Source organism: Thermithiobacillus plumbiphilus, from assembly GCF_038070005.1.
Classification (GTDB): Bacteria; Pseudomonadota; Gammaproteobacteria; order Acidithiobacillales; family Thermithiobacillaceae; genus JBBPCO01.
On the sequence record NZ_JBBPCO010000008.1, the window covers coordinates 120162 to 145156 of the forward strand.

At 63.1% G+C, this 24995-nt stretch carries 27 protein-coding genes; 9 read left to right on the forward strand and 18 right to left on the reverse strand.

What is annotated here, in order from left to right:
* Window positions 1–12: 12 nt before the first annotated feature.
* From WOB96_RS09365 to WOB96_RS09420, 12 genes are all read right to left on the reverse strand, one after another.
* Window positions 13–1209 (reverse strand): malic enzyme-like NAD(P)-binding protein, encoded by a 1197-nt coding sequence (locus WOB96_RS09365; protein ID WP_341371033.1) that lies wholly within the window; start codon window positions 1207–1209, stop codon window positions 13–15.
* A gap of 22 nt (window positions 1210–1231) precedes the next feature.
* Window positions 1232–1750 carry a hypothetical protein gene (locus WOB96_RS09370; RefSeq protein ID WP_341371034.1) on the reverse strand — a complete coding sequence of 173 codons (519 nt, stop codon included), beginning with the start codon at window positions 1748–1750 and terminating at the stop codon, window positions 1232–1234.
* 61 nt (window positions 1751–1811) lie between these two features.
* Complete coding sequence (gene rpmE, locus WOB96_RS09375) at window positions 1812–2015, reverse strand: 50S ribosomal protein L31 (RefSeq protein WP_341371035.1); 204 nt, start codon at window positions 2013–2015, stop codon at window positions 1812–1814.
* An 88-nt stretch (window positions 2016–2103) separates the two neighbouring features.
* Complete coding sequence (gene rho / locus WOB96_RS09380; RefSeq protein WP_341371036.1) at window positions 2104–3360, reverse strand: transcription termination factor Rho; 1257 nt, start codon at window positions 3358–3360, stop codon at window positions 2104–2106.
* Between the two features lie 246 nt (window positions 3361–3606).
* Window positions 3607–3933 carry a thioredoxin TrxA gene (gene trxA, locus WOB96_RS09385; RefSeq protein WP_341371037.1) on the reverse strand — a complete coding sequence of 109 codons (327 nt, stop codon included), beginning with the start codon at window positions 3931–3933 and terminating at the stop codon, window positions 3607–3609.
* Window positions 3934–4036: 103 nt separating this feature from the next.
* Window positions 4037–6016: a response regulator gene (locus WOB96_RS09390; RefSeq protein WP_341371038.1), complete on the reverse strand. Its 1980-nt coding sequence runs from the start codon at window positions 6014–6016 to the stop codon at window positions 4037–4039.
* Window positions 6017–6018: 2 nt separating this feature from the next.
* Window positions 6019–7083, reverse strand: a complete 1065-nt coding sequence (locus WOB96_RS09395; protein ID WP_341371039.1) for a sensor histidine kinase — start codon at window positions 7081–7083, stop codon at window positions 6019–6021.
* On the reverse strand, window positions 7080–7661 hold the full coding sequence (locus WOB96_RS09400; RefSeq protein WP_341371040.1) for a SpoIIE family protein phosphatase: 582 nt from the start codon (window positions 7659–7661) through the stop codon (window positions 7080–7082). Before WOB96_RS09400 ends, WOB96_RS09395 begins: the two co-directional genes overlap by 4 nt.
* A complete protein-coding gene (locus WOB96_RS09405) occupies window positions 7649–8050 on the reverse strand; it encodes an anti-sigma regulatory factor (protein WP_341371041.1) in 402 nt (133 codons plus the stop codon). The genes WOB96_RS09400 and WOB96_RS09405 overlap by 13 nt, the downstream gene beginning before the upstream one ends.
* Window positions 8047–8457 carry an anti-sigma regulatory factor gene (locus WOB96_RS09410; RefSeq protein WP_341371042.1) on the reverse strand — a complete coding sequence of 137 codons (411 nt, stop codon included), beginning with the start codon at window positions 8455–8457 and terminating at the stop codon, window positions 8047–8049. The genes WOB96_RS09405 and WOB96_RS09410 overlap by 4 nt, the downstream gene beginning before the upstream one ends.
* Window positions 8447–8842: an STAS domain-containing protein gene (locus WOB96_RS09415; RefSeq protein ID WP_341371043.1), complete on the reverse strand. Its 396-nt coding sequence runs from the start codon at window positions 8840–8842 to the stop codon at window positions 8447–8449. Before WOB96_RS09415 ends, WOB96_RS09410 begins: the two co-directional genes overlap by 11 nt.
* A gap of 1 nt (window position 8843) precedes the next feature.
* Entirely contained in the window at window positions 8844–9692 is an 849-nt protein-coding gene (locus WOB96_RS09420) for an STAS domain-containing protein (protein ID WP_341371044.1), read from the reverse strand.
* Between the two features lie 179 nt (window positions 9693–9871).
* Here WOB96_RS09420 and WOB96_RS09425 point away from each other — a divergent pair, with 179 nt between their 5' ends.
* A complete protein-coding gene (locus tag WOB96_RS09425; protein WP_341371045.1) occupies window positions 9872–11803 on the forward strand; it encodes a PAS domain-containing sensor histidine kinase in 1932 nt (643 codons plus the stop codon).
* A 54-nt stretch (window positions 11804–11857) separates the two neighbouring features.
* Here WOB96_RS09425 and WOB96_RS09430 read toward each other — a convergent pair whose 3' ends face one another.
* Window positions 11858–12967, reverse strand: coding sequence for a quinone-dependent dihydroorotate dehydrogenase (locus WOB96_RS09430; RefSeq protein ID WP_341371046.1), 1110 nt, complete (start codon window positions 12965–12967; stop codon window positions 11858–11860).
* Between the two features lie 201 nt (window positions 12968–13168).
* Here WOB96_RS09430 and WOB96_RS09435 point away from each other — a divergent pair, with 201 nt between their 5' ends.
* The 5 genes from WOB96_RS09435 (at window position 13169) to WOB96_RS09455 (ending at window position 18041) form a co-directional block, all read left to right on the forward strand.
* A complete protein-coding gene (locus WOB96_RS09435; protein WP_341371047.1) occupies window positions 13169–13660 on the forward strand; it encodes a Crp/Fnr family transcriptional regulator in 492 nt (163 codons plus the stop codon).
* A gap of 133 nt (window positions 13661–13793) precedes the next feature.
* The gene (hemW, locus tag WOB96_RS09440) at window positions 13794–14963 is read left to right on the forward strand and encodes a radical SAM family heme chaperone HemW (protein WP_341371048.1); all 1170 of its coding nucleotides are present in this window, start codon (window positions 13794–13796) and stop codon (window positions 14961–14963) included.
* Window positions 14964–15173: 210 nt separating this feature from the next.
* Window positions 15174–16307 (forward strand): N-acetylglucosaminyl phosphatidylglycerol synthase, encoded by a 1134-nt coding sequence (gpgS, locus tag WOB96_RS09445; protein ID WP_341371072.1) that lies wholly within the window; start codon window positions 15174–15176, stop codon window positions 16305–16307.
* A gap of 1 nt (window position 16308) precedes the next feature.
* The gene (gene gpgD, locus WOB96_RS09450; RefSeq protein WP_341371049.1) at window positions 16309–17049 is read left to right on the forward strand and encodes an N-acetylglucosaminyl phosphatidylglycerol deacetylase; all 741 of its coding nucleotides are present in this window, start codon (window positions 16309–16311) and stop codon (window positions 17047–17049) included.
* A complete protein-coding gene (locus WOB96_RS09455) occupies window positions 17046–18041 on the forward strand; it encodes a lysylphosphatidylglycerol synthase transmembrane domain-containing protein (RefSeq protein ID WP_341371050.1) in 996 nt (331 codons plus the stop codon). The genes gpgD and WOB96_RS09455 overlap by 4 nt, the downstream gene beginning before the upstream one ends.
* Here the strand turns inward: WOB96_RS09455 and WOB96_RS09460 are convergent, their stop codons facing one another.
* From WOB96_RS09460 to WOB96_RS09470, 3 genes are read right to left on the reverse strand one after another with little or no spacing between them, the layout of a single operon-like run.
* A complete protein-coding gene (locus tag WOB96_RS09460) occupies window positions 18042–18911 on the reverse strand; it encodes a family 1 encapsulin nanocompartment shell protein (RefSeq protein ID WP_341371051.1) in 870 nt (289 codons plus the stop codon). It lies immediately after the preceding gene.
* 1 nt (window position 18912) lies between these two features.
* Window positions 18913–19311, reverse strand: a complete 399-nt coding sequence (locus WOB96_RS09465) for an encapsulin-associated ferritin-like protein (RefSeq protein ID WP_341371052.1) — start codon at window positions 19309–19311, stop codon at window positions 18913–18915.
* A 60-nt stretch (window positions 19312–19371) separates the two neighbouring features.
* Window positions 19372–19740 (reverse strand): DsrE family protein, encoded by a 369-nt coding sequence (locus WOB96_RS09470; protein ID WP_341371053.1) that lies wholly within the window; start codon window positions 19738–19740, stop codon window positions 19372–19374.
* Window positions 19741–19784: 44 nt separating this feature from the next.
* Between WOB96_RS09470 and WOB96_RS09475 the strand changes: the two genes are divergently transcribed.
* A complete protein-coding gene (locus tag WOB96_RS09475) occupies window positions 19785–20561 on the forward strand; it encodes a pseudouridine synthase (RefSeq protein WP_341371054.1) in 777 nt (258 codons plus the stop codon).
* Here WOB96_RS09475 and WOB96_RS09480 read toward each other — a convergent pair.
* A complete protein-coding gene (locus tag WOB96_RS09480) occupies window positions 20500–22857 on the reverse strand; it encodes a putative bifunctional diguanylate cyclase/phosphodiesterase (RefSeq protein ID WP_341371055.1) in 2358 nt (785 codons plus the stop codon). The genes WOB96_RS09475 and WOB96_RS09480 overlap by 62 nt on opposite strands.
* Before the next feature lie 138 nt (window positions 22858–22995).
* Between WOB96_RS09480 and metX the strand changes: the two genes are divergently transcribed.
* Together metX and metW are read left to right on the forward strand one after the other, a co-directional pair.
* The gene (metX, locus tag WOB96_RS09485; protein ID WP_341371056.1) at window positions 22996–24147 is read left to right on the forward strand and encodes a homoserine O-succinyltransferase MetX; all 1152 of its coding nucleotides are present in this window, start codon (window positions 22996–22998) and stop codon (window positions 24145–24147) included.
* Entirely contained in the window at window positions 24144–24755 is a 612-nt protein-coding gene (gene metW, locus WOB96_RS09490; protein ID WP_341371057.1) for a methionine biosynthesis protein MetW, read from the forward strand. Before metX ends, metW begins: the two co-directional genes overlap by 4 nt.
* Window positions 24756–24786: 31 nt before the next feature.
* On the opposite strand, the gene WOB96_RS09495 is transcribed toward metW, so the two are convergent.
* Window positions 24787–24921, reverse strand: a complete 135-nt coding sequence (locus WOB96_RS09495) for a DUF3096 domain-containing protein (protein ID WP_341371058.1) — start codon at window positions 24919–24921, stop codon at window positions 24787–24789.
* Window positions 24922–24995: the final 74 nt, after the last annotated feature.

A 24995-nucleotide genomic window follows, 5' to 3' on the forward strand; every position in this document is an offset into this window, starting at 1 on the left:
TTGATCTCCGGGTCAGGCTTGCGCGGCGCGGGCGACAGCCCCGGCAACCATATCGAGCAGGCGTGGGTCGAGCGGCTTGGGAATGAAATAGTCGGGTCCGAACGCCAGCGCATCCAGACCATAGGCCTGCAGCACGCTGGCCGGGACCGGCTCATGGGCCAGCGCCGCCAGGGCCTGAGAGGCTGCAATCAGCATCTGGTCGCTGATTACCCTGGCGCGGGCATCGAGCGCGCCCCGGAAGATGAACGGGAAACCCAGCACATTGTTGACCTGATTGGGGAAATCGGAGCGGCCAGTGGCCATGATCACGTCCGGGCGCAGGGTTTTCGCGGTGGCAGGCAGGATCTCCGGGTCGGGGTTGGCCAGCGCGAACACGATCGGGTTTACCGCCATCTGCGCGAGCAGCTCGGGGGGCAGGGCATTGGCCGCCGACACACCGATGAAGACATCCGCCCCCGGCAGGACCTCGGCCAGGCTGCGGGCCTCGGTTTCCACCGCATATGGGCGGTTGTAGTCGTTGAGATCCGGACGGCCGGCGTAGAGGACACCATCCTTGTCCACGAGGGTGATTTGCTGCGCGCCGAGCAGTTTCAAAAGCCGCATGCTGGCCAGCCCGGCGGCACCCGCGCCGAGACAGACGATGCGGGCTTCGGCCATCGACTTGCCGGCAAGCTTCAGGGCGTTCTGCAGGGCGGCGGAGATGATCACCGCCGTGCCATGCTGGTCGTCGTGGAAAACCGGGATGTCCAGCCGGGCCTTGAGGGTCTGTTCGATGTAAAAGCAGTCGGGTGCGGCGATATCTTCGAGATTGATGCCGCCGAAAGTCGGGGCGATGGCCGCCACCACCTCGATGAAGTGCTCGGCGTCCCGCGCGTTCACCTCGATGTCAAAGACATCGATGCCGGCGAAGTGCTTGAACAGTACGGCCTTGCCTTCCATCACCGGCTTGCCCGCCAGCGGCCCGACATTGCCCAGGCCAAGGACTGCCGTGCCGTTGCTGATCACCGCCACCAGGTTGCCCTTGCCGGTGTATTGGTAGGCGGCCGCGGGGTCGGCGGCAATGGCGCGTACCGGTTCCGCCACGCCCGGCGTGTAGGCCAGAGCGAGATCCCGCTGGCTTTCCAGGGGCTTGCTTGATTCCACCGAGAGCTTGCCGGGACGGGGTTCAGCGTGGTAGCGCAGGGCGGCGCGGGCGAGATCTTCTGACATGAGGTTTCCTGTAAGTGAGTGGCTAGACCAGAATATGATAAGCCGGCACGTTCTGCGCGGCCAGCCAGCGTTCCGCGCCGTCCACCTGTACCGGACGCAGGCAGAGCACGAGAATCACCGCGCCATCGGCCATTTCCGACTGGGCCAGAAAGAGATCGCGCTTGGGCAGCCCGAAATCCCGCAGCTCCACCTGCCGGCTGCTGCGGAAGATGCGCCAGTAGAAATGGGCAAACCAGCCCCAGACAGCGCCACTGACCAGCATGCCGGGCAGCCAGATCCAGTGGGAGCCGAGCAGGATCCCGGCCAGGCCAATCGGGGCAAAAAGCATCATGCCGGCCAGGGTCCAGCGCAGAGATGACCCAGGCCGGGGATGGGTGCGGCCCCATTTGGCGGCATCGAAATCAGCCGGCAGTTCGCCGCTGAGAATATGCACCTGTCGCGGCGACAGCCCCTCTGGCAGGGGCTGCGTCAGCAGTGTTTGCAGTTCGCGGACGTTGTTCAGCCGGCCCAGCAGGAGATGAGTCTCATCGGGTTCGCGCATGGGCTTCGTGCATCAACTGAAAAAGGCGCCCTCGGGGCGCCTTTGCCTGGCCACAGCCAGCTTATTTCATGCCGTACTTCTGGCGGAACTTGTCCACCCGGCCACCGGTATCCAGGGTTTTCTGCTTGCCGGTGTAGAAGGGATGGCACTGCGAGCAGACGTCCAGATGGATTTCCTTGCCCGTCGTGGAACGCGTGGTGAACTCGCTGCCGCAACTGCACTTGACAGTGACTTCCGAGTACTTGGGGTGAATGCCTTCTTTCATGGTGAAATCCTTGTGACGCCTGAATGCGAAATGGCGAAATTATAGATCAGGGCTACCCGCGCGTCCAGATGCAGCGCGCGGGTCAGCACTAGCGGTTCATCGAATCAAAGAACTCGGCGTTGTTCTTGGTGGCCCGCAGCTTGTCGAGCAGGAACTCCATCGATTCCACTGAATCCATGGGCGCCAGCAGCTTGCGCAGGATCCACATCTTCGACAGGATGTCCGCAGGCACCAGCAACTCCTCGCGGCGGGTGCCGGACTTGTTGATGTTGATGGCGGGATAGATGCGCTTCTCGGCCAGCTTGCGGTCGGAGTGCACTTCCATGTTGCCCGTGCCCTTGAACTCCTCGAAGATCACTTCATCCATCTTCGAGCCGGTATCGACCAGCGCCGTGGCCAGAATGGTCAGCGAGCCGCCTTCCTCGATATTGCGCGCGGCGCCGAAAAAGCGCTTGGGCTTTTGCAGGGCATTGGCGTCCACGCCACCGGTGAGCACCTTGCCGGAGCTGGGCACCACGGTGTTGTAGGCGCGCGCCAGGCGGGTGATGGAGTCGAGCAGGATGACGACGTCATGCTTGTGCTCGACCAGGCGCTTGGCCTTTTCCAGCACCATTTCGGCGACCTGCACGTGACGGGTGGCGGGTTCGTCGAAGGTGGAGGAGACTACTTCGCCTTTCACCGAGCGCTGCATTTCCGTGACTTCCTCGGGCCGCTCGTCGATGAGCAGCACGATCAGGTAACACTCGGGATGGTTGGCCGAGATGGCATGCGCCATCTGCTGCAGCATCACGGTCTTGCCGGTCTTGGGCGGCGCCACGATCAGGCCGCGCTGTCCCTTGCCCACCGGCGAGACGAGATCCACCACGCGCGGGGTGATTTCGTCAAAGCTCTGGACATCGGATTCCAGCTTCAGACGCTCGTTGGGGAACAGCGGCGTGAGATTGTCGAAGTGGACCTTGTGCTTGGCGTTTTCCGGCGGCTCGAAGTTGATGCTCTCGACCTTCAGCAGGGCGAAGTAGCGCTCGCCTTCCTTGGGCGGGCGGATCTGTCCGGCCACCGTGTCGCCGGTATGCAGATTGAAGCGCCTGACCTGTGAGGGGGAGACATAGATGTCATCCGGCCCGGCCATGTAGGAGCTGTCGGCGGCACGCAGAAAGCCGAAGCCGTCCTGGAGGATTTCCAGCACGCCTTCGCCGTAGATGTTCTCGCCCTTTTTGGCATGGTTTTTCAGGATGTTGAAGATCAGGTCCTGTTTCTTCAGGCGGCTGACGCCGTCGAGGTCCATGTCCTGGGCGATGTGGGCCAGTTCCGAGGCGGATTTTTGTTTCAGTTCGGTAAGATTCATGGGTTCAGGGAATTAGGGGGTTGATTTCTCGCAGGGTTTGGATTGGCGCAGGCCGGGAATGGCAACAAACCGCCAGCTTTGCGCAGACACAGCAGTTGCACGTGTTGTTCAGACAGCAAATCGCACTTGTTTCTTTGAAGGGAAAACTGCGGAACTGCGAACGGTGTATGGAAGTGAGGCCACGATAACACGTCCAGGAAAAAAGCGCCAGTCCCCCGGAAGCTGGATCCGGGGGAGCGGTTTCTCTCAGACGTTGGCGTCCAGGAAGGCGGTCAGCTGGGATTTGCTCAGCGCGCCCACCTTGGTGGCTTCGACGGCGCCATTCTTGAAGAGCATCAGGGTCGGGATGCCGCGGATGCCATACTTGGGCGGCGTGCCGGGATTCTCGTCGATGTTGAGCTTGGCGACCTGGACGCGGTCGCCGTAGTCACGGGCCACTTCCTCGAGGATCGGCGCGATCATCTTGCAGGGTCCGCACCATTCCGCCCAGAAATCCACCAGCACGGGCTTGTCGGACTTGAGGACCGCACTCTCGAAAGCATCATCGGTCAGGTAAACAATGGCTTCGCTCATGGGGGCAGCGTCTCCTAATATGAGTTGTGATGTGGGAAAGCGCCCCGCAGGGCATTTTATTAAAATAATATCCCAGATGCCCGACGATCTTGCAAGCAGGCCGTCAGTCCAGGGTGTGCCGCATGACGGGACAGAGCAAGCGGAAGCGGCTGCCCTGTCCGGGCTCGCTCTCGACTTGCAGGCTGGCCTGCATGGACTCGGCCAGCCGGCGCGCCAGGATCAGTCCGAGGCCTTCGATTTGCTGCCCGCTCGCTACGGGATCGAACAGGGCGGCGGCTTGCCCGGCGCTCATGCCACTACCGGTGTCGCGGACTTCCACCCAGGCCTGGTCCATTTCATCGCGCAGCGAAACCTGTATATGGCCGCCGACACCAATGAACTTCACGGCATTGGACAGCAGCTGGCTGAGGATCTTGCGGCAGAATCCGGGATCCACCCAGGCGTGCAGTCCCGGCCTGCCTGGCTGGATGTCGATATAGGCGCCGCGCTCCTGGGCCTGCCCGGCAAAGGCCTGGACCATTTCCTGAACCAGGGGTGCAAGCGCCACCTGCTCCGGCCTGGGTTGGAGCAGATCACTGGCCAGCAGTGACAGATCAAGCAGATTGTCGAGGCGTTGCCCCAGGCGCTCGGCGCTATGCCGGATGCGTTCGAGCATCTGGCGCTGACGCAATGAGAGCTGGGGGCCGGCCTCGCTGGCGAGCAGGCCGCTGAAACTGGCGATGAACTGCAGTGGGGTGCGTAGCTCATGAGTCAGGGGCGCGAGCAGGGAATCCGTTGCCGGGTTCCCCGGCTGAGTTTCGCGGCGCAGACGGGCGTCGGTCCGGTGCAGTTCTTCCTCCTGGATGCGCAGCAGCGCATCGAAACGCTGGCGCTGGGCGAGCAAGTCTGTCGCGTCCTGAAACACGAGGATGCTGCCCCGGTATGTGCCAGTCTCGTCATGCAGCGGCGTGGCGGTCACGAGCAACGCGCCTTCCTCGCCGTTGGTCCAGCGTAGCTGGTAGATCTCTCCCTGACGGCGGCAGGCAAAATACGGGTATAGCGTACTGGCGTCCAGGATCTCGCCGCGTTCATCGCGTATTTCGGCAATCAGGCTGTGCGGCGCCTGATCCGGATGCTCCATATGCAAGAGGCGCTGGCCGGCGCGGTTGAGGCGCTCAAGCTGACCGGCGCTGTCGAGGATAAGAACGCCAAGATCCAGAATGTCGAGCAGGTCGCTCAGGCGCTGATGTTCCAGTTCCAGCGCGTTCTTGCTCTGTTGCAAGGCCGCAAGGGTGGTGGCCAGGTCGCGCTGGGCTTGGCGGTTCTCCTGGCGCAGGCTGGCTTTTTCCAGGGCATGCTGCAAGGCCGCGATCAGGTCCCGCCGGCCCACGGGTTTGATGAGATAATCGTTGGCGCCCTGCTTGAGCGCGCGCGCGGCGATGCTTTCCGAACCATGCGCGGTCATGACGATGACGGGCAGGGCAGGGTTCGTGGCGTGGATTTCGAGCAACAGGTCGAGGCCGTCACGATCGGGCAGGCGCAGGTCCAGGAGCACGGCGTCGAACTTGCCTTCCTGCAATGCCGCGAGGGCGGTGCCAGCGTTTTCCACCAGCCTGGATTCGAATCCCTCCACCTCCAGGCGGCGCTCGATCAGTTCGAGATTGCTGAGGTCGTCGTCTACCACCAGAATGCGATGCGGTCGGTCCAGGGGCAGGGGTTCGCCAAGTGCCGCGTGCACCCGCCGCTGCAGCTCGGTCTGCTTGAAGGGCTTGAACAGTACGCCGGGCACGGGCAACTCTGTCTGGGACGCCCCGCCCTGGGCCTGGATCTCGGCAAAATCGTAATAGGACGTCATCCACAGCACGGGAATGCCGGCCAGTTGTTCATCCTTGCGCAAGGCGCTGGTGAGCTGGAAGCCGTCGATGCCGGGCAGACGCAGGTCGGTGATGATCAGATCGGGCGGCTGTTGGCGCGCCAGCGCCAGGGCGTCCTGGGCATTGTCCGTGCTCCTGACCGCAAAGCCTGCCGCCTGTAGATGATCCCGCAGGCGGTTGACACTGTCAGGATCGTCATCGATGACCAATATCTGGTGGGAGTCTGTCATGCTCATCGCTGCCGGTAGGGGATATTGAGGGTGAAAGTGGAGCCCTGGTCGACCTCGCTTTCCACCAGCAGTTCGCCTTCGTGCATCCCGGCGATGCGCTGGCTGATGGCGAGACCCAGGCCGGTGCCCTGCTGGCGTCCCTTGCGTATGGTGTCCACCTGCCGGAATTCCTCGAACAGGGTGGGCAGGGCCTCGGTGGGGATGCCGATGCCGTTGTCCTCGACCTCGATCCGCAGCCTGTCCTCGTCCTTTGCGCAGCGGATCACGATGCGGCCTTCCTCGGGCGTGAACTTGTGGGCGTTGCTGACCAGGTTCACGATCACCTGATAGAGCTTGGCCTGATCGGCCTCCACCGGCGGCAGGCCGGCGGCGCCTTCCACCAGCAGGGTCTGGCGCTTGCGCTGGAGCAGGGGCTGGAAGGTATTTTGCACGTCCTGCAGCAGATCCTCCAGGGAAAACACGCTCAGGGTCAGGGTGCTCTTGCCGGACTGCAGCTTGGCCAGATCGAGGATGTCATTGATCAGGTTCAGGAGATGCCGTCCGGCATGGAGGATATTGCCGACATAGCGCGCCTGCTTGGGGTTGAGTTCGCCGGCCAGACCATCGAGGCCATCCTCGGCAAAGCCGATGATGGCGTTCAAGGGGGTGCGCAGTTCATGGCTCATGTTGGCGAAGAACTGCGATTTGAGCCGGTCCATGTCACGTAGCTGATGATTGGCGAGATCAAGCTCGACGATGGTCTTTTCCAGTTCGTACTTGGCGTCCTCGGCCTCCTTGGCGGTTTCCTCCAGCAGGCGATAGGCATCGGCATAGGCGATGCCATAGGCGATCATCATCTCCAGCAGCATGGAAAAGGAGGACAGCACCTCCTGCAGGCGCTGCTCCGGCGATAGTTCGGGCGGCAGCTTCTCCAGGGCCTCCAGATGCAGGCCCACCAGTTCGTCGGGGCTGACCTGCTCGCTTTGCAGGGTCTTGCCCAGCTCGTAGGCGTGTAGCAGGTCGATCTCGCGTCTCTCGGTAAGAAAACGCTGCAGCATCTGGTCGTAGGCCAGCCTGATATCGCTCATGGCGTCTCCCGGAGAATCAGCAGGAGCTGGTCGTCGTGATGCCGGCCATGGGCATGGACGAGCTGGCTGGCCAGGAGCTGAAGATCCCGCTCGCGGGACCGGGCGCTCAGATCGAAGCGATCGGAAATGCCATCGGAATGCATCACCAGCAGGTCGCCGGGCTCGAACGGAAAGGTTTCGCAGCGGATCTTGCGCAGGTTATGTCCGGCGATGCCGTTGATCGATACCGGATGATAGTTGCGCTGGGCGCCGATGATGCGGGTCTCGATGTTGCCGATGCCGGCATGCACCAGTCGGTGCTGCTGGCGATCGATGCGGGAGACGGCGATCACCGCGCCGCGAGTATGGCGCAGGGCCTCGTGGCAGCATGTCAGCAGGGTGTCGAGCGGGCAGTTTTCATTGGCCCGGATGCAGGCCAGAGCGGCCTGGGCGGCCTCGTGCGCGTCCTTGCCGTGCCCCAGTCCATCGATGACCGCCACCAGTACCTGGTCGGGGCTTTCCAGCACCAGGCAGGCATCCCCGCTGGTGCTTTCGCCCTGCACGGGCTGCTGCACCACGGCATGATCTATCTGGCCCATTTTTCCACCCTGATCTGTGTGCCTTCGCCGGGCCGACTCTGAATCTCGAAGTGATCGGCAAACTCGCGGATGGCGCTCAGGCCGTCTCCATGCGAGCCGGCGGTGGAAAAGTTGGCGCGCAGGGCCTGTGCGATATCGGTAATGCCAGGGCCCCGGTCCCGCGCCTCGATGCGCAGCCCGCGTCTGTCGCCATCCGGGATGAGCTCCAGGCACATTTCGCCCCCGCCGCCATGCCTGATGATATTGCTGGCAAGTTCCGCGGCAATGATCTCGATGCGCGCCAGATCATTGCCGCTGAAGGCGCAGCGGGCGGCGAAGCGCCGCGTTTCCTGCCGCGCCCAGAGTACGTCTTCAGGACGTTTCAGCGGCAGGGTGCAGGCCGGATTCAAAGCCATTTCCGGATGGTGATGTGCACGCCTTCACCCGGCGCACTGCGGATCTCGAATTCATCCATCAGCCGCTTAGTGCCTGGCAGGCCCGCGCCCAGGCCCTTGCCCGAGGAATAGCCCTGGCCCATGGCGCGGTCGAGGTCCTCGATGCCCGGGCCCTGGTCATCGAACTGTACCTCGATGCCTTTGCGGGGGCCGTCCTGCACCTCGCGCAGCAGCACACTGCCGCGCCCATGGGCATAGACGACGATATTGCGGGCGAGCTCTGAAATGGCGGTGGTGATGCGCGCCTGATCCACGGCCTTGAAGCCCAGCTTCTGCGCCATCTGGCGGCCTTCCTGCCGGGCGGTGATGACATCGGTCTCCACCTGAATGGGAATGTGCTTGCCTGGCAGGCTAGTCGTCATCCGCGGCATCCTCTGCGTCATCGTCTTCCACGATCAGCTCATGCAGCAGCGCGATGCCTTTCTCCAGGTTGCGGGCGGTAGGAACATTGCTCAGTTGCAGGCCAAGATCCATCAGGATCAGGGCAATGGCCGGCGTCATGCCGACCACCACCGTCAGGGCGCCCATCAGGCCGGCCATGGCGGCGATGTCATTGAGCACCCGCGCCATGAAGGAGTCCACGAACTCCAGCGCGCTGATGTCGAGGATCAGGCCCGCCGCGCCGGTTTTCTCGATGCGCTCCAGGATATCGCTTTGCAGTTCCAGCACTGACTGGTCATGGAGGTCGCCCTGGATGGGAACGATCAGGTGCTGCCCGATCTGCAGAATGGGGATGTTGCTGGCCATCTCACTGGCTCCCCTTGGCCGGGCGTACCGTAAGCTTCAGCTCCCGGAAGGCCTGTTTGAGCCCGGCGCGCAGGCTGGCCTTGGTGTTGAGCTGGCCAAGGTCGACGCCGAGCTGCACCAGGGTCTGGGCGATGGCCGGATTGATGCCGGTGATGATGGATCGGGTGCCGAGCAGGCGCACGGATTCCACGGTGCGCATCAGGCGGTTGGCGACCTGGGTATCGACGATGGGCACGCCGGTGATGTCCATGATGACGATATCGGCCTGATACTGGATCACCGATTCCAGCAGCTTTTCCATGATCTCCTTGGCGCGGATGGAGTCGATCGTGCCCACCAGCGGCAGGGCAACAATGCCTTCCCAGACCTGGATCACCGGGGTGGACAGTTCGGCCAGGGCCTGGCCCTGGCTCTTGATGATGCGCTCGCGGGCCAGTGAGAAGCTCTCGAAGCTGAAAAGACCCACCTGGTCGATGAGATTGTTGATTTCCCAGGAAGCCCCCGCCAGATGCTTGCTGTCCAGGTCGTCCTGATAAAACGGGAAAAGCACCTGCTTGAGCGAGAAGATGTAGCTGGCGGTCTCCGAGGGGCTGACGCCACGCTCGGCAAAGTCCGTGGCCAGGTGCTGGACGAACTCGCGCAGGCCGGCAAAGCCATCCCGCTGCAGGTCTGGCGCGCCCGCCTGTTCAAGTCCCTGCTGCAGCTTCTGCAGGAACTGGCTGCACATGCGCTGCAGTTCGTCGCGGCTCATGAGCTGGTTGATGCGGGTGCTGGTATCGGTGGTGGCCTGCAGCCAATTGCCAAGAATCCGGTCCTGGTGGTCGCGGAGCAGGTTGTGGTGTTTTTTCATGTGTCTTTATCCTGAGCGGGAAGCCGGTAGCTGTCAGATTCATGTTGTTTGCTGTGGAGCGCTGCCAAGGATTCTACCTGCCCCTTTACGCATGGCAAGGGACCTGGAGCCCCTTGGGCTGGCAAGCGGGAGAGGCCGGAGTGTATCATGTAGCCTAATTTTCAGGAACGCTGGTGGCCATGCCTACACCCAATTCTGCCTTTGATGAGCTCGAAATCTATCGTACTTCCTTCGAGCACGCGGGGGTGGCCATGGTGCATATGGCGCCGGATCACCGGGTCTTGCGCGTCAACCGGGCCATGTGCCAGCTCCTGGGCTATACCGAAGCGGAGCTCCGGCAGCTTACCTTCCCCGCCATCACCCATCCCGATGATCTGGCCTTGGATATCAGGCTGATCGATCAGCTCATGGCCGGCGACATGGACGTGCTGCACCGCGAAAAGCGCTATCTGCACAAGGATGGACACACAGTCTGGGCCCGGCTGACCATGACGGTGGTGCGCGATGCCACCGGCCAGCCCCTGTTTCGGGTGGGTGTCATCGAGGATATCCGCGAGCGCAAGGCCCTGGAGCGGGCCCGTGCCGAGAGCGAGTCGCTGTTTGCCATCCTCTTCAACCAGGCGGCGGTCGGCATGGTTCACAAGAGCCTGGATCAGCGCTTCATGGCGGTCAATGATTTCTTCTGCGAAATGCTTGGTTACAGCCGCGAGGAACTGCTGGGACGCAGGTTCAGCGACATCACGTCTGCCGAAGACGTGGCTACGGAAGAAGAATTGATCAGATGCGTGCTGGCGGGAGAAAGCACCAATTACGCCTTGGAGAAGCGCTATGTCCACAAGCAGGGTCACGTGATCTGGGTCTATCTCAGTGGCTCGCTGTACCGCGACGCCCAGGGCGAACCACGCTTTTACATTGTGACTGCCCAGGACATCACGGCTCGCAAGCGGGCCCAGGAAGCCCTGCAGAATGCTTCCCGCCTGCACCGGACCATCCTCGAAAATGCCTCCATCCCCATCTTTGCAACTGACTGGGAAGGCATCCTGACCCTGGTCAACCGCGCCGTGAGCGAGGTCAGCGGCTATGCTGCCCATGAGCTGATCGGCCGGCCCTTTTTCATGCTCTTTCCGGAATCGGACATCCCGGCCGCCAACACTGCCCTGATGGATATGGCCATGTACGGCAGAGCAGTAGCGAATCTGGAGACCCGCTGGCGGCGCAAGGACGGCGCGCTGCGCACGGTGCGCTTCAGTGCCACGCCGCTGCTCGAGGATGGCCGGCTCGTCAGCGCCGTGGGGGCGGTGGAGGACATCACCGAGTTTCGCCGTGCCGAGGCCGCCATCCGTGAGCTCAACGAGACTTTGGAACAGCGCGTGGCCGAGCGCACCGCCGAGCTGCAGGCCACCAATCAGGAGCTGGAATCCTTCTGTTATTCGGTGTCGCACGATCTGCGCGCGCCGCTGCGTGCCATCCATGGCTTCGCGCACATCCTGCGCGAGGAGCTGGGCGAGCGCCTGGCGGGGCAGGAGAGCGCCTATCTCGAACGCGTCGAGCGCGCCAGCGTGCGCATGGGCCAGCTCATCGACGACCTGCTGGACCTGTCACGCCTGACCCGCGCCGAGATGCTCAAGCGCCCGGTGGACCTTGGCAAGCTGGCGGATGTGGTCATGGCCGTCATGGTGGAGCGTGATCCGCAGCGGCAGGTGCGTTTCGTGCAGCTGGGCGACTGCCGGGCCTGGGGCGATTCGCAGCTCCTGAAAGTGGTGCTGGAGCATCTGCTCGGCAACGCCTGGAAATTCACCGCCCATCGACCGGATGCCTGTATCGAGTTTGGCTGCTTCGAGCAGGAGGGAGAGCCGGCCTTCTACGTGCGCGACAACGGCGTGGGCTTTGACATGGCCTACGTCAACAAGCTGTTCCTGCCCTTTCAGCGCCTGCATGGCATCGATGAATTCGAGGGCACCGGCATCGGGCTCGCTACCGTCAGCCGGATCATCGCGCGCCACGGTGGGCGGGTCTGGGCCGAGGGCCAGGTGGGAGAAGGCGCGACTTTCTGGTTCACGCTGACGCGCCCGGTCCCGACGGATCAGCCGGTCGTGATGGTTTCGGGCTAGCCGGCTCGTCCTGCCTGGGCTTGACCCTGTATCAGGCAGGCTCTGGTCGCGCCATCAGGCCAGATCCTGAGCCCTTGCTTCGCTGATATGACCCAGTCCATCCCTTTTCAAGAGCTTGAGCAGTTCGCGCTTGATCCGATGCGCGACTTCCGGGCCCTCGTAGATGAAACCCGTATAAAGCTGCACCAGGCTGGCGCCGGCGCGGATCTTGTCATAGGCGTCCTGACCATTGGCGATGCCGCCAACGCCGATGATCGGCACCTGGCCTTGGGTCGCCCGGGCCAGCCGCCGAATCATCTCGGTGCTGCGCTGGCGCAGCGGCTGACCGCTCAGGCCGCCGGCCTCGTCCAGGGCCTGGCTGAGGCCCTCGCGGCTCAGGGTGGTGTTGGTGGCGATCAGGCCATCGATCAGCCTGCCGCTGCCGTCCGCGAGCGTGCTCAGTGCCAGTTCGCCGATGGCATCGACGTCCTCTGACGCCAGATCCGGCGCGATCTTCAGCAGTACCGGCAGGGGTGGGCGCGCATGCGTTGCCGCCAGGCGCTGATTGGCCGCCTGCACCGCCTGCATCAATCCCTTCAGATAATCCGCACCCTGCAGCAATCTCAGTCCCGGCGTATTGGGCGAACTGACGTTCACCACTGCGTAATCCCCATACGCAAACAGCGTTTCCAGGGCGCTGACGTAATCGCTGGCGGCCTCTTCCAGCGGGGTATCCTTGTTCTTGCCAAGATTCAGGCCGACGGGCACTTGCTGATCGCGCAGGCGCGCCAGCCGGCGGGCCACGGCAGGGGCGCCCTCGCTTGGGAAGCCCAGGCGGTTGATGATGGCGCGATCGGCTTCCAGACGAAACAGGCGCGGCGCGGGATTGCCGGGCTGCGGCCGGGGCGTGACCGTGCCGATCTCGACAAAGCCAAAGCCAAGGGCCGCGAGCGCCGGCACCGCCCGGGCATTCTTGTCGAAACCGGCGGCCATGCCCAGGGGGTTGGGGAAGCGCAGGCCAAACACGGTTTGCGACAGCCGCGCATCCTCCAGGTAGAACTGGGTCCGCATCATGCCCCGGCTGATGCTGCAAGTGCCGGCCTTCTCCAGCGCCAGGATGGCCAGGTCATGGGCGCGTTCGGGATCGAGGCGGAAAACGGCGGGCTTGAAAATCTGGTAGAACATGGACACCCTGCATTCGGATCGAGGCGCAGGCGGACACCTGCGCGCCTATGGTAAAGCGCCGGCTCCCTGCTGGCCAGTATCTATCCCCTTGCATGCCCTCGGCTGATATGCTTAACGCCAATTGCCGGAATGAGTTATGCTGTAGCCTGTTGTCCGTTCGGGTTGTCGGCGGGCCTTGCAAGCCCATCAGGAGGAGTTCACATGCTGTCCGCGAAAACGGCTGATCTGTCACAGTTTCTGAAGCACCAGCACCTGTGCCAATCACTGACGATGCAGGAAATCGATACCTTGCTGCAATATGTGGAACATCAGGGCTTTACCAAGAATGAGGTGATCGCGGATATCGGCGCCCTCGGCGAAACGCTCTATTTCGTGGTCAAGGGAGAAGTAGCGCTGATCTATGATAGCCCGGATGGCGAGCAGAAGGAGGTCGGGCGCATGGTGGAAGGCGAACTGATGGGCGAGATGTCCTTCTTCGATCGTCAGCCGCGCAGTGCAAGGCTGGTGTCAAAAAGCGATGAAACCGAAGTGCTGGCGCTGACCCGCGCCCATTACAAGCGCCTGCGGGTCGAGCACTCCTATATCGCCGTGAATCTGCTGGAGCACGCCATCGTCAGCCTCGACCACCTGTTCCGCAGGTTGTCCAAAGACTATGCCGACTGCTCGACCTATCTCTTTGGACTGAAGAAATAGCCCAAATCGTCAAGGCCGCCCCTCTCTGCCCGGAAAGCCAATCTCGTAGCAGGGAGGCGGCCCGCGCGTCTACCTGCCTGCTGCATGGCTTCATCCGGCGGGTTTGATGCCGGTGCCGACCCGGGATAACCCTATGCCCCTGCCGCTGCATTTCACCACGCTGCCACCGCTGTCGCTCTATGTGCACCTACCCTGGTGCGTGCGCAAATGCCCCTATTGCGACTTCAACAGCCATGCCGCCGACGGCGACCTCCCGGAAGCAGATTACGTCGATGCCCTGCTGGCCGATCTCGAACGTGACCTGCCCCTGATCTGGGGGCGTCAGGTCGAGACCATCTTCTTCGGTGGCGGCACGCCCAGCCTCTTCAGCCCCGACGCGCTGGACCAGTTACTCTCCGGCATTCGCGCCCGCCTGCCGCTGGCGCCCTTTGTCGAGGTGACCCTGGAGGCCAATCCCGGCACCCTGGAAAGCGGGCGCTTCCAGGCTTTTCGCGCGCTGGGCATCAATCGTCTGTCCATCGGCGTGCAGTCCTTTGATGATGTCATGCTCGAACGGCTTGGGCGCATACATGGCGCGGTGCAGGCGCGGGCGGCGGTGGAAAGCGCGCTGCAGGCGGGGTTTGATAGCTTCAACATCGATCTGATGTTCGGTTTGCCGGGCCAGCACATGGAGGCCGCCCTGCGGGATCTTGAGACAGCCCTTGAATTCGCGCCAGCGCATGTCTCGCTGTATCAATTGACCCTGGAGCCCAATACCCGTTTTGCCTATGAGCCGCCGCCCGGGTTGCCGGACAATGACATGGCCGGCGAAATGGAGGACCTGCTGCGGGCGCGCCTTGAGGCGGCCGGTCTTGCGCGCTACGAGATCTCCGCCCATGCCCGGTCCGGCATGCGTGCGCGACACAATCTGAATTACTGGCGCTTTGGCGACTATCTGGGTATCGGTGCGGGCGCCCACGGCAAGATCACCAGCCCGGGCGGCATCCTGCGCACCACCAAGCCGCGTGGCCCGGCGCAGTACATGAAGCAGGCCCTGGCAACGGGTGATTTGGGCGAGCGGCAAAATGTGTCGCCGAAGTCGCTGCCCTTCGAGTTTGCCCTGAATGTCTTTCGGCTGGTCGATGGGGTGGAAACCCGGCTCTTCGAGGCGCGTACCGGTCTGCCCTTGCTGGCCATCCAGGATGCGCTGGCACAGGCGGAGGCGGCCGGGCTGCTTCGCCGCGACCTGCTGAACATGGCGCCGACCCAGAAGGGAATGCATTTCCTGAACGATCTCGTGGCCCTCTTCCTGCCCCCGGCATGAGACGCCTGTCCGGGGGTTTTACCGACCCTGCAAAATATGGCTACAATGAGGGGATTCCTGCGTGCGGATCAAGGTTCGGCATGTCGTCTGTTCATCCACCGCAGGGCCTCGGAAAGCGGGCCGCTTCAGGTACTGCCTCATGAGCCGTGGGCGCCTGCCCGGCCGGTCCGGGGTGACAGCTAACGGCAGGGGAGTCCGGATTTGCATCTAGTGGACATGACCATGTTTTTCGCCCGCGAGTCCGGCGGTGTCAAACGCTACCTTACCCAGAAGCGGGCCTGGCTGCAGGCCCATCGAATATTGCACCATACCCTGCTGGTGCCGGGCGGGCGGGATGGCGCGCCGCGCGAGCCGGGCCTGCTCAGCATCCCCAGCCCGCTGATTCCCTTCGCCCATGGATATCGGCTGCCCCTGAACCTGCTGGCCTGGGAACGGGCCCTGCTGGACCTGCAGCCGGATCTGATCGAGGTGGGCGATCCCTATCAGCTCGCCTGGCTGGGGCTGCGCGCCGGGCGCAAGCTTGGCGTGCCGGTGGTGAGTTTCTATCATTCCGACCTGCCGCGCCTGGTGGGCAGCCGGTTTGGTGCGATGACGGGCCGCCTGGCCAGCAGCTATGTCCGCCAGCTCTACGAGCGCTTTGACCTGGTGCTTGCGCCGAGTCAGGTCATGGTCAACAAGCTCCAGGCCCTGGGAATTCAGCAGGCGCGCTTCCAGCCGCTGGGCGTGGACACCGAACGCTTCCGTCCGGGAATCGGGGACATGCAGCTGCGCGAGCGTCTGGGTCTGCCGCGCCAGGTGCGCCTGCTCATCTACGTGGGCCGCTTTTCGCGGGAAAAGAACCTGCCGCTGCTGTTCAAGGCCATGCGCCAGCTCGGCGCGCCCTATCACCTCCTGCTGGTCGGCGCCGGCATGCATCTGCCGCGTCAGGACAATGTAACGCTCTGGCCCTATCAGTCGGAAACCAGTGATCTGGCCCGGCTGATCGCCAGCTGTGATGCCATGGTGCATCCGGGTGATCAGGAGACCTTCGGCCTGGTCGTGCTTGAAGCCATGGCCTGTGGCAAGCCGGTGGTGGGCATGGCTGCCGGTGGTGTGGCGGAACTGGTGGATCCGGGCTGCGGCATCCTGGTGAAACCGGGCAGTCCGGCAGCCTTTGCCGAAGGGGTCTCGGCGCTGTTCGATCAGGATCTGCAGGCCCTTGGCAAAAATGCGCGTTCGCGTGTGGAACAGCGCTTCAGCTGGGACCGGGTGATACCGCGCCTGTTGCGCCAGTATGCCAGCATCCCGGCCTTGGCCGGGCAGCTCGACCTGAGCCGCTTTCCCATCAAATACGCCGCAGACTAGCGTGACACGCGCCGTCTGTGTGTCTCTGCACGATGTCGCGCCGGCCACCTGGCCGGCCTGTCGCATCATTCTCGACGCCCTGAACGCCGTGGCGCCGGTTCCGGTGACTCTTCTCGTGGTGCCTGACTATCACCACAAGGGGCGGGTGGATCAGGCGCCTGCCTTCATCCAATCCGTGGCGGCACGCCTGGCCCAGGGCGACGAACTGGCCCTGCACGGCTTTTATCATCTCGATGATGCCCAGGTCTCGAACAGCCCCTGGGGACGCCTGAAGCGCCAGGTCTATACCGCCGGGGAAGGCGAATTTTCCGCGCTGCCCGAGCAGCGGGCCATGGAGCGGCTTGAGGCCGGGCTGGCCATGTTCGAGCGACTGGGCTGGCAGGCGCCTGGCTTCGTGGCCCCGGCCTGGTTGCTGGGTGAGGGCGGCTGGGCGGCGCTGGCGCGCTTTCCCTTCCAGTACACCACCACCCTCAAGGGCCTGTATGCACTGCCATCCCGGCGCTTCATTCCCAGCCAGAGCCTGGTGTACAGCGTGCGCTCGGCCTGGCGCGTCTGGATGTCGCGCCGCTGGAACCCTTATCTCTACAGCCGGCTGGAGGACAGCCCGATCCTGCGCCTGTCCCTGCATCCGGCGGATGCGGCGCATCCACAGGTGCTGCGAGACTGGCAGCTATTCCTGGCCAGAACCCTGGAGTCCCGTGAGCCGATGACCAAGTCGGCAGCGATTCGCGCCTGCTCATGAAATATTCCTTTGTACTACTGCTGATCCTGAGCCTGGGGCTGAGCCTTGCCGTCCCGGTGATCTATGGCGGCCTGGAAAGCTTTCACCTGCTCGGGCGTCTGCCGCTTTGGGGCATGGCACTGCTGCTGGGCATGGTGTTGCTTGGCTGGCGCTTCAATGCCGCCCGATTGCAGATCCTGGCCGGCGGTCTGGGACGCCCGCTCAAGGCCCGCCAGGCGCTCGGCACGGTGGTGGCCGCGGAGTTCGCCGGGGTTGCCACGCCGGCTGGTTCGGGCGGGCCGCCCACGCTGCTGTTTCTGCTGTCCCAGCGCGGCCTGAGCATGGGCCAGAGTGCCGCGGTCCTGGCCGTGGACACCCTGGCCGATCTGGTGTTCTTCGGCACCGCCATTCCGCTGGCTCTGCTGCTTTATTTTCTGCGCAGTGGCATCAGCCACCCGCTGATCTTCGCCACACTGCTGCTGATGCTGGCATTGAGCGGTTTTGGGCTGTTGTGGCTGCTCATCCACAAGCATCGAAGTTTCCTGCTCTGGCTGGGCAGGATCGGGCGGCGGTTTCCTTGGCTGCGGCGCTTTCGCTTCCGGATCGGGCGCATGGTGGTGCACTTTCGTCAGGCGATCACTTATCTGATCCGCATGCCACGCTATCGCCTGGTCGCCCTCTATGTCTTCACCGCCAGCCATTGGCTGCTGCGTTACAGCGTGCTGGCCGTGCTGCTCTGGATGCTCAAGGAGTCGGTGCCCTGGGCCTATCTCTTCCTGGTCCAGTCCATGCTGCTGTTCGGGGGGCAGATGCTGCTGCTGCCGGGCGGTGGGGGCGGCGTGGAGGTGGGGTTCGGTGCCCTGCTCAATGGCTACCTGGAGCCATCCACCAGCGCCCTGACGCTCATCGTGTGGCGATTTTATACTTTTTACTGGTATCTGCTGGCAGGCGCGCCGGTCTTCATCCTGCAGACCGGCAGGGCGGCCCGGCGCTTGCTGACACTCAAGCCCTGATCAGCCAGACTGCTTTGGGTGGCGTCCGACTTCGGCGTTGGCATCGGTGTTGCTTGAGCTTTGTTCCTGCGTGCCTGCCGGGCGGATGGTGCAGATCGCGCCGGGGGCATCCACTTTCAGGACCAGGGATTCCCGTACCGAGAAGTAGAAATGCGCGGGATCGGCCAGCGTATAATCCACATGCAGGTCCTCGCCGATCAGCAGGGTACCCGCCTCGGGGCTGAGCACGACCGCCCCCGGCATGTCGGCCTTGAAGATGCCGGCGGTGCAGATCTCCTTGAGATGCTCGGCCTGCACCAGATCACTGCCATCGGGGTAGCGGCGAAACAGCAGGTTGTGCAGGCGCGGCGCCAGCGCCAGGGCATAGGGCCCGCGATATCCCCGCTCATCGAGCAGGGTGACGGCGTCGAGCACGTCCCGGAGCACCTGTTCCACATTGCACCAGTCGCCGCCGTCCAGATGATTGCGGCCTTCCACGGTGCTCAGGCCGGGTAGTCCCAGTGCGGCATCACCTTGATAGATCAGGGCCTCCTCGCGTGCGCAGACCGAGAGCGTGGCCTGGCGCACCGGGGTCAGATCCAGCGGCATGCCCTGTTCCAGATGTGCCGCCACCTGGCGGCGACCCAGCGCGAAACGGCGGAAGATCAGGGGGACGCTCAGCGAGCGGGACACCACGGTGATGGCGTCATGATCGTTATCGTGATGTCGCAGGTCATCATTGCCGACCTCCAGGGCCGTGAATCCCTCGCCAAAGGGCCCCTCCACCGGCAGGATGCGGCGTGCGGTCAGGACTTCCCGGGCGGCCGCGGCAATGACTGTTTCCATGCGGCTTGCAATGCTGTCATCAAAGTGCGGAATGCTGATCTCCATGTCACTCTCCTTTCAGATCGCCGACGGTGAAACGCGACTGCCTGCGCCCTGGGATAGGCTTGCTGTCACTGTCCGGCTGAGCGCCTGGCTGGTCTTCGGGGGCATGGCCGTGTTCAAGCTGGGTAATGTCCCCTTCCGTGAAGAGATATTCGCGCAGGTTTTCATCCAGCTTCGGCATCCTGCGTCGTAGCCATTCCAGTATCATGCAGGCGTGTTCCAGTTCCTCGTTCATGTTATGAATGAGAATGGCTCGCAGTTGTGGGTCATCGGTGGCATCGGCGCGCTGCTGGTACCAGTCCACCGCCTCGAATTCCTCCATCATCGAAATGATGGCGCGGTGCCGGTCGATGGTTTCCGGTTTGAGTTTGGCTGTGTTTTCGTGCAGGTTCTCGCTTGACATGCCTGGACTCCTAAAAGACCCCGCCCGGGAGCCGGGCAGGGGGATGGCTGAATGGTTGGATCAGTAGTACACCGGCACGATGCCCGGTTCGGCCATTGCCTTGATGGCAGCGCCCGCGCCCACGATCTCCGCCTGCTGAATGAAGTTGGTCTCTTCCAGGCCGCGTTTCTTGTAGCAACCGGCGCAGACCCAGATCCGGGCCTGCTGGCTGTTGACCAAGGCATCGAACAATTCGCGGATGCTCGGAAAGGTCGGCTCATGCAGGCCGTCGATGTAATTGTCCGCCCGCGCCAGATGGATGCCGTCGAGACTCAGGAACAAGGTGACCTGGTGGCCTTCCGCCAGCGCGTTTTTCGCCAGCACCAGTCCCACCGTCGCGCGATCGAGGTCGTTCGCTGCATGTGTCACATTGACAAAGAAATGCGCCATATCGTTTCTCCGTTTCTGAATGTTAAAGGGGGTTAAAGCATCCCATGAAAACTGCTGGCAAAAAAGCAGGCACCGGGGTTCCCCTGGCGAGAGCCCTGTCCAAGATGGGCGTGGCCTCCCGCACGGTGGCTTCCACGCTGATACTGACCGGACGGGTAATGGTGAACGGGCAGGTGGTTCGCACGCCGCAACACCCGGTGGACATGCGCCGAGACCGTATTTTCCTGGACAATCAGCCGGTGCGCCCTCGGACCAAGGTCTATCTGGCCCTGCACAAGCCGCCCGGAGTCGTCACCACGCGTCAGGACGAAAAAGGCCGCAAGACCGTCTATGACGCTCTGGGGGAATGGGGAAAGCCGGATGGCCAGTGGCTGGCGCCGGTAGGTAGGCTCGATCGCGCCAGTCAGGGATTGCTGCTGTTCACCAATGACACGCAGTGGGCGAATCATTTGCTGAGCCCGGAAAGCCACGTGGCCAAGGTCTATCACGTGCAGATCGACCGTCATCTCGATGAACCGATGCTCGAGCGCCTGCGGAGCGGCATGTTGCTGGATCAGGAGGAGCAGACCCGCCCGGCGCAGGTGCGGGTGCTGCGTCAGGGCGACAAGACCCAGTGGCTGGAAATCACGCTGCGAGAGGGTTTGAACCGGCAGATCCGGCGGATGCTGGAGGTGGCCGGCGCGGAGGTGCTGCAACTCATCCGGGTGGCCATTGGTCCACTGCAGCTCGGTGAGCTGAAAAAGGGCGAATGCCGCCTGCTCAGCCCGGCCGAGGTAGCAGCGCTGACAGCCCCGCGAGCGGATTCTGATCGGCCGGCATGAAACAGGGATTACGCTGCAGCAGCTCCTCGAAGGCCGGCAGGGCGAGGGGACGGCTCATCCAGTAACCCTGCCCGTAATCGCAGCCCATCTCGCGCAGGGCTTCGAAATGTTCGGCAGTCTCGATGCCTTCCGCCAGGCACTCGCAGCCCAGGCAGCGGGCCAGCGCGATGATCGTGCGCACGATCGCGGCATCATCCGGATCATCGATCAGGTCGCGCACGAAGGACTGGTCGATCTTGATGACATCCGCCGGCACGTGCTTGAGATAGCTCAGGGAGGAATATCCCGTGCCGAAGTCATCGATGGCAATCCGCAGATTCAGGCTCTTGAGCAGGTTCATGGTGCGGATGCTGGCACGCGGGTCCAGCATCGCGGCACTTTCGGTGATTTCGAGTTCCAGGTGCCGCCGGGCCAGGGGGCACTCCTGCAATAAGGATTCCAGCTTGAGAATCAGGCTCGGACTCTGAAACTGGCGGGTGGAAAGATTGATGCTGACCCGCAGATCAAGGCCTTGGCTGGCCCAGCGTTGCGCCTGCCGGAAGGCCTCTTCCATGACCCACTCGCCAATCGGCAGGATCAGGCCGGACTCCTCGGCAAAGGGAATGAATTCCGCCGGACTGCGCAAGCCCTTCTGCGGGTCCTGCCAGCGGATCAGGGCCTCGGCACCGATGATGCGCCCGGTCTGCATGTCCACCAGTGGCTGGTAGTGGAGCAGGAATTCCCCATTTTCCAGGGCGCGTTCGAGATCCTGCCTCAACTGCAGGCGCTCACGGCTGCGTTGTTCCAGCAGGGGAGAAAAGTGCGCGAAGTCGTTGCGGCCCTGGCGCTTTGCTTCGTACATGGCCAGATCGGCATGTTTGAGCAGGAGCCCCGCGTCCAGTCCGTCCTGTGGGTACAGGCTGATGCCGATGCTCGCGCCCACCTGCAATCTGTGTTCCGCCAGCAGGAAGGGTGGATTGAGGAGATCCAGCATCTGTCGGGCCAGACGCGCAGCCTCCCTGACACCGGCCCCGGGTTGAATGATCAGGAACTCGTCGCCGCCCAGGCGCGCCAGCGTTTCCTGCCTGCGCAAATCCTGCTGCAGGCGGGTGGCCACCTGCTTGAGCAATCTGTCGCCCATGGCGTGGCCCAGATTGTCATTGATTTCCTTGAAGCCATCGAGATCCAGAAACAGCAAGGCAAACTGCCCGCCGGCCTGCCTGTCGGCGATCTCCTGGTCGAGTCTTTCATGGGCCGCCAGGCGGTTCGGAAGTCCCGTCAGCGCGTCGCGGCGCGCCTGACTCAGCAGCGAGTGGCTATGCTGCTCCTCGCGGCGCAGGATCATGCGCGACATTCCGAGAAACAGACCTGAATACAGTACGAAGCCCAGCAGGGCAAGGGCGTTGCGCGTCCACCAGCGTGACCAGAGCAGGCTTTTGGGCAGGCTCAGATACACCGTCAGACCGAGTTCGGGAACATGCATGTAGGCGCCAAGCCGGTCGACGCCATCCTCCGGCAACTGGCTTTCGAAGACACCGGAGCCCTGCTTGAGCGATTTTTCCAGATGCTGGCGCAGGGGATCCTGTGCCTCAAGGCCATGGGTGCTTTCGGGGTCGTGGTCCGGCCAGCGATATTGCTGGAATCCGTCATCGCGCAGGATGCCCAGCCGCAGATCTTTTTGCAGCGGCAGCCCCTGCCAGAGATTGGCCCGCTCGACGCGAACACTGGCCTGCAGCAGAAACTCGGGTCTGCCGGCCTGCCACACCGTGTGCCGCACCGGGATGCGCCAGTGATCGAGCACCAGGCCGTGCTGGGTCCGGCCGATCACGTAGGGGGCGCTGGACTGCATGTCCTGTATGAGAGCCTTGAGAATTTCCGGGTGTTGCCGCAAGTCGGGCAGGATAGCATCAACCGGCAACCCGGTGTTGATGCGCATCCTGCCTGTGGCATCGAACAGCACCATGCTCGCAACTTCCGGGTGGTGGGCCTGGAATCCCTGCAGCAGGGCGCGGGCCCGTTGTGGGTCGGATGGCCAGACCTGTCCCTGCAGGCTCTCGCCCAGCAGGCCCAGGCTGGAACCCAGATCGCCAAAGAAATGCTCGACTGCCGATGCGGCAAAGGCTGTTTGCGAGGCGAGATCGGCTTCGAGGTCGGCTTTTTCCTGTTGCCAGCTCAACACTGCAAAGATGAGTTGCGCTATGAGCCCGAGCAGGATCAGCGTGAGCGTGAAAACCCGTAGCTGCAGCGCCAGAGGTTTGGCGTGCAGCGGGTTTCTCCCCAGTATGCGGTGTGTGTTCAGAAACCCGTCCCTGTCCAACTATCGTTATATCCAAGCTGCAGTTATAATGAAGTTTCTCAATATATAGTACTTTTCAAGCATAAAGGCCACGCCCGGGGATTGCCGCGACGCTTCTCCCTCATTACACTTCATCCACACTTTCAAGCTGTAGATCCCATGCCCGAAAGCATTCCTGCAAATTCCGTCGGTCTGGTCACGCCGCAAAGCGCCCGTTTCAGTGAGCCACTGCAGCTCGAATCCGGCCGGACCCTGTCCGAATACACCCTGGCCTATGAATGCTATGGTGCCCTGAATGCCGCGCGAAGCAATGCGGTGCTGGTCTGCCATGCGCTGTCGGGCGACCACCACGTGGCGGGTTACCGCAGCATGGATGATCGCAAGCCCGGCTGGTGGGAAACCATGGTCGGGCCGGGCAAGCCCATCGACACGGATCGCTTCTTCGTCGTGTGCTCGAACTTCATTGGTTCCTGCAAGGGTTCCACCGGCCCGGCCAGCATCAATCCGGCCACCGGCCAGCCCTACGGGCTCGACTTTCCCATCGTGACCGTGCGCGACTGGGTACAGACCCAGGCCCGGCTGGCCGACCTGCTCGGCATCGAACGCTGGGCAGCGGTGGTGGGCGGCAGCCTCGGCGGCATGCAGGTGATGCAGTGGGCCATCGACTTTCCCGAGCGCCTGGCCCATGCGGTGGTCATTGCCGCCGCGCCGAAGCTCTCGGCGCAGAACATCGCTTTCAATGAAGTCGCGCGCCAGGCCATCATGACCGACCCCGATTTCCACGGCGGCCAGTATTATGCCCACGACACCAAGCCGCGCCGGGGGCTGGCGCTGGCCCGGATGATTGGCCACATCACCTATCTCTCCGAAGATGCCATGCGCCAGAAGTTCGGCCGCGACCTGCGCAATGGCGAGCATCTGGCCTTTGGTTTCGACGTGGAATTCGAGGTGGAGAGCTACCTGCGCTATCAGGGCCGCAGCTTCGTCGAGCGCTTCGACGCCAACAGCTATCTCTACATCACCAAGGCCCTGGACTATTTCGATCCCGCCGCCCCCTACGAGGGCAATCTGGCCGCTGCCCTGGCGCCGGCCAGGGCGCACTTCCTGGTGGTCTCCTTCACCTCGGACTGGCGTTTCTCGCCGGCCCGCTCCCGCGAGATCGTCACCGCGCTATATGCCAACAATCTCCCGGTGAGTTACGCCGAGATCGAGGCGCACCAGGGGCACGATGCCTTCCTGATGCCCATTGCCCAGTATGTCGATGTCTTGGGTGGCTACATGGATCGCGTGGGCCGGGAGTGCGGCGCATGAAGGCCCCGCGTCATGATCTGGCCGTTCTGGCCGGCTGGATCCGGCCAGGCAGTCGCGTGCTCGACCTTGGCTGTGGTGATGGCGCGCTGCTCGCCTATCTGCGGGAAACGCGCGGCGTGACCGGGTACGGTGTCGAAATCGACGACCTGAAGGTGGCGGCATGCGTGCGCAATGGCGTGTCCGTCATCCAGCAGGACCTCGATCAGGGGCTCAAGGATTTCAGCGACCAGTCCTTTGATCACGTGGTCCTCTCCCTGACCCTGCAGGCCACCGCCCGCCCGGATCAGCTGCTGCTGGAGATGCTGCGCGTTGGGCGCGAGGCCATCGTGACCTTCCCCAATTTCGGGCACTGGCACGCCCGCTGGTGCGTCGGCATCAAGGGGCGCATGCCCGTCACCGATGCCCTGCCGCACGCCTGGTACAACACGCCCAATATCCATCTCTGCACCCTGCGCGACTTCGAGGCGCTCTGCCAGAAACGCCAGATTCAGATTCTGGAACGCAAGGTGCTCGACGACCAGCATCGTGACAGCTGGCTCAATCGCCTGTCCCCCAACCTCTTCGGTGAAATCGCGCTGTATCGCTGCGCCCGCCTGCCCTTGGATTAGCCTGCCCGGAGTCCCGGATCCGGGCCTGCCGCTACTTCAGCAGTGCCAGCACACCGATGATGATCAGGTATAGCGCAATCACATAATTCAACAGACGGGGGATGACCAGAATCAGAATTCCGGCAATAATGGCGAGAATGGGCTCTAAAGCGAGGTGCAAGGTCATGTCTGTTCTCCAATGGCCAGCATTGCGCCAGTCTATGCAATATGCCGGATTTCCGCCTGGGCTTTTGGTCCCGA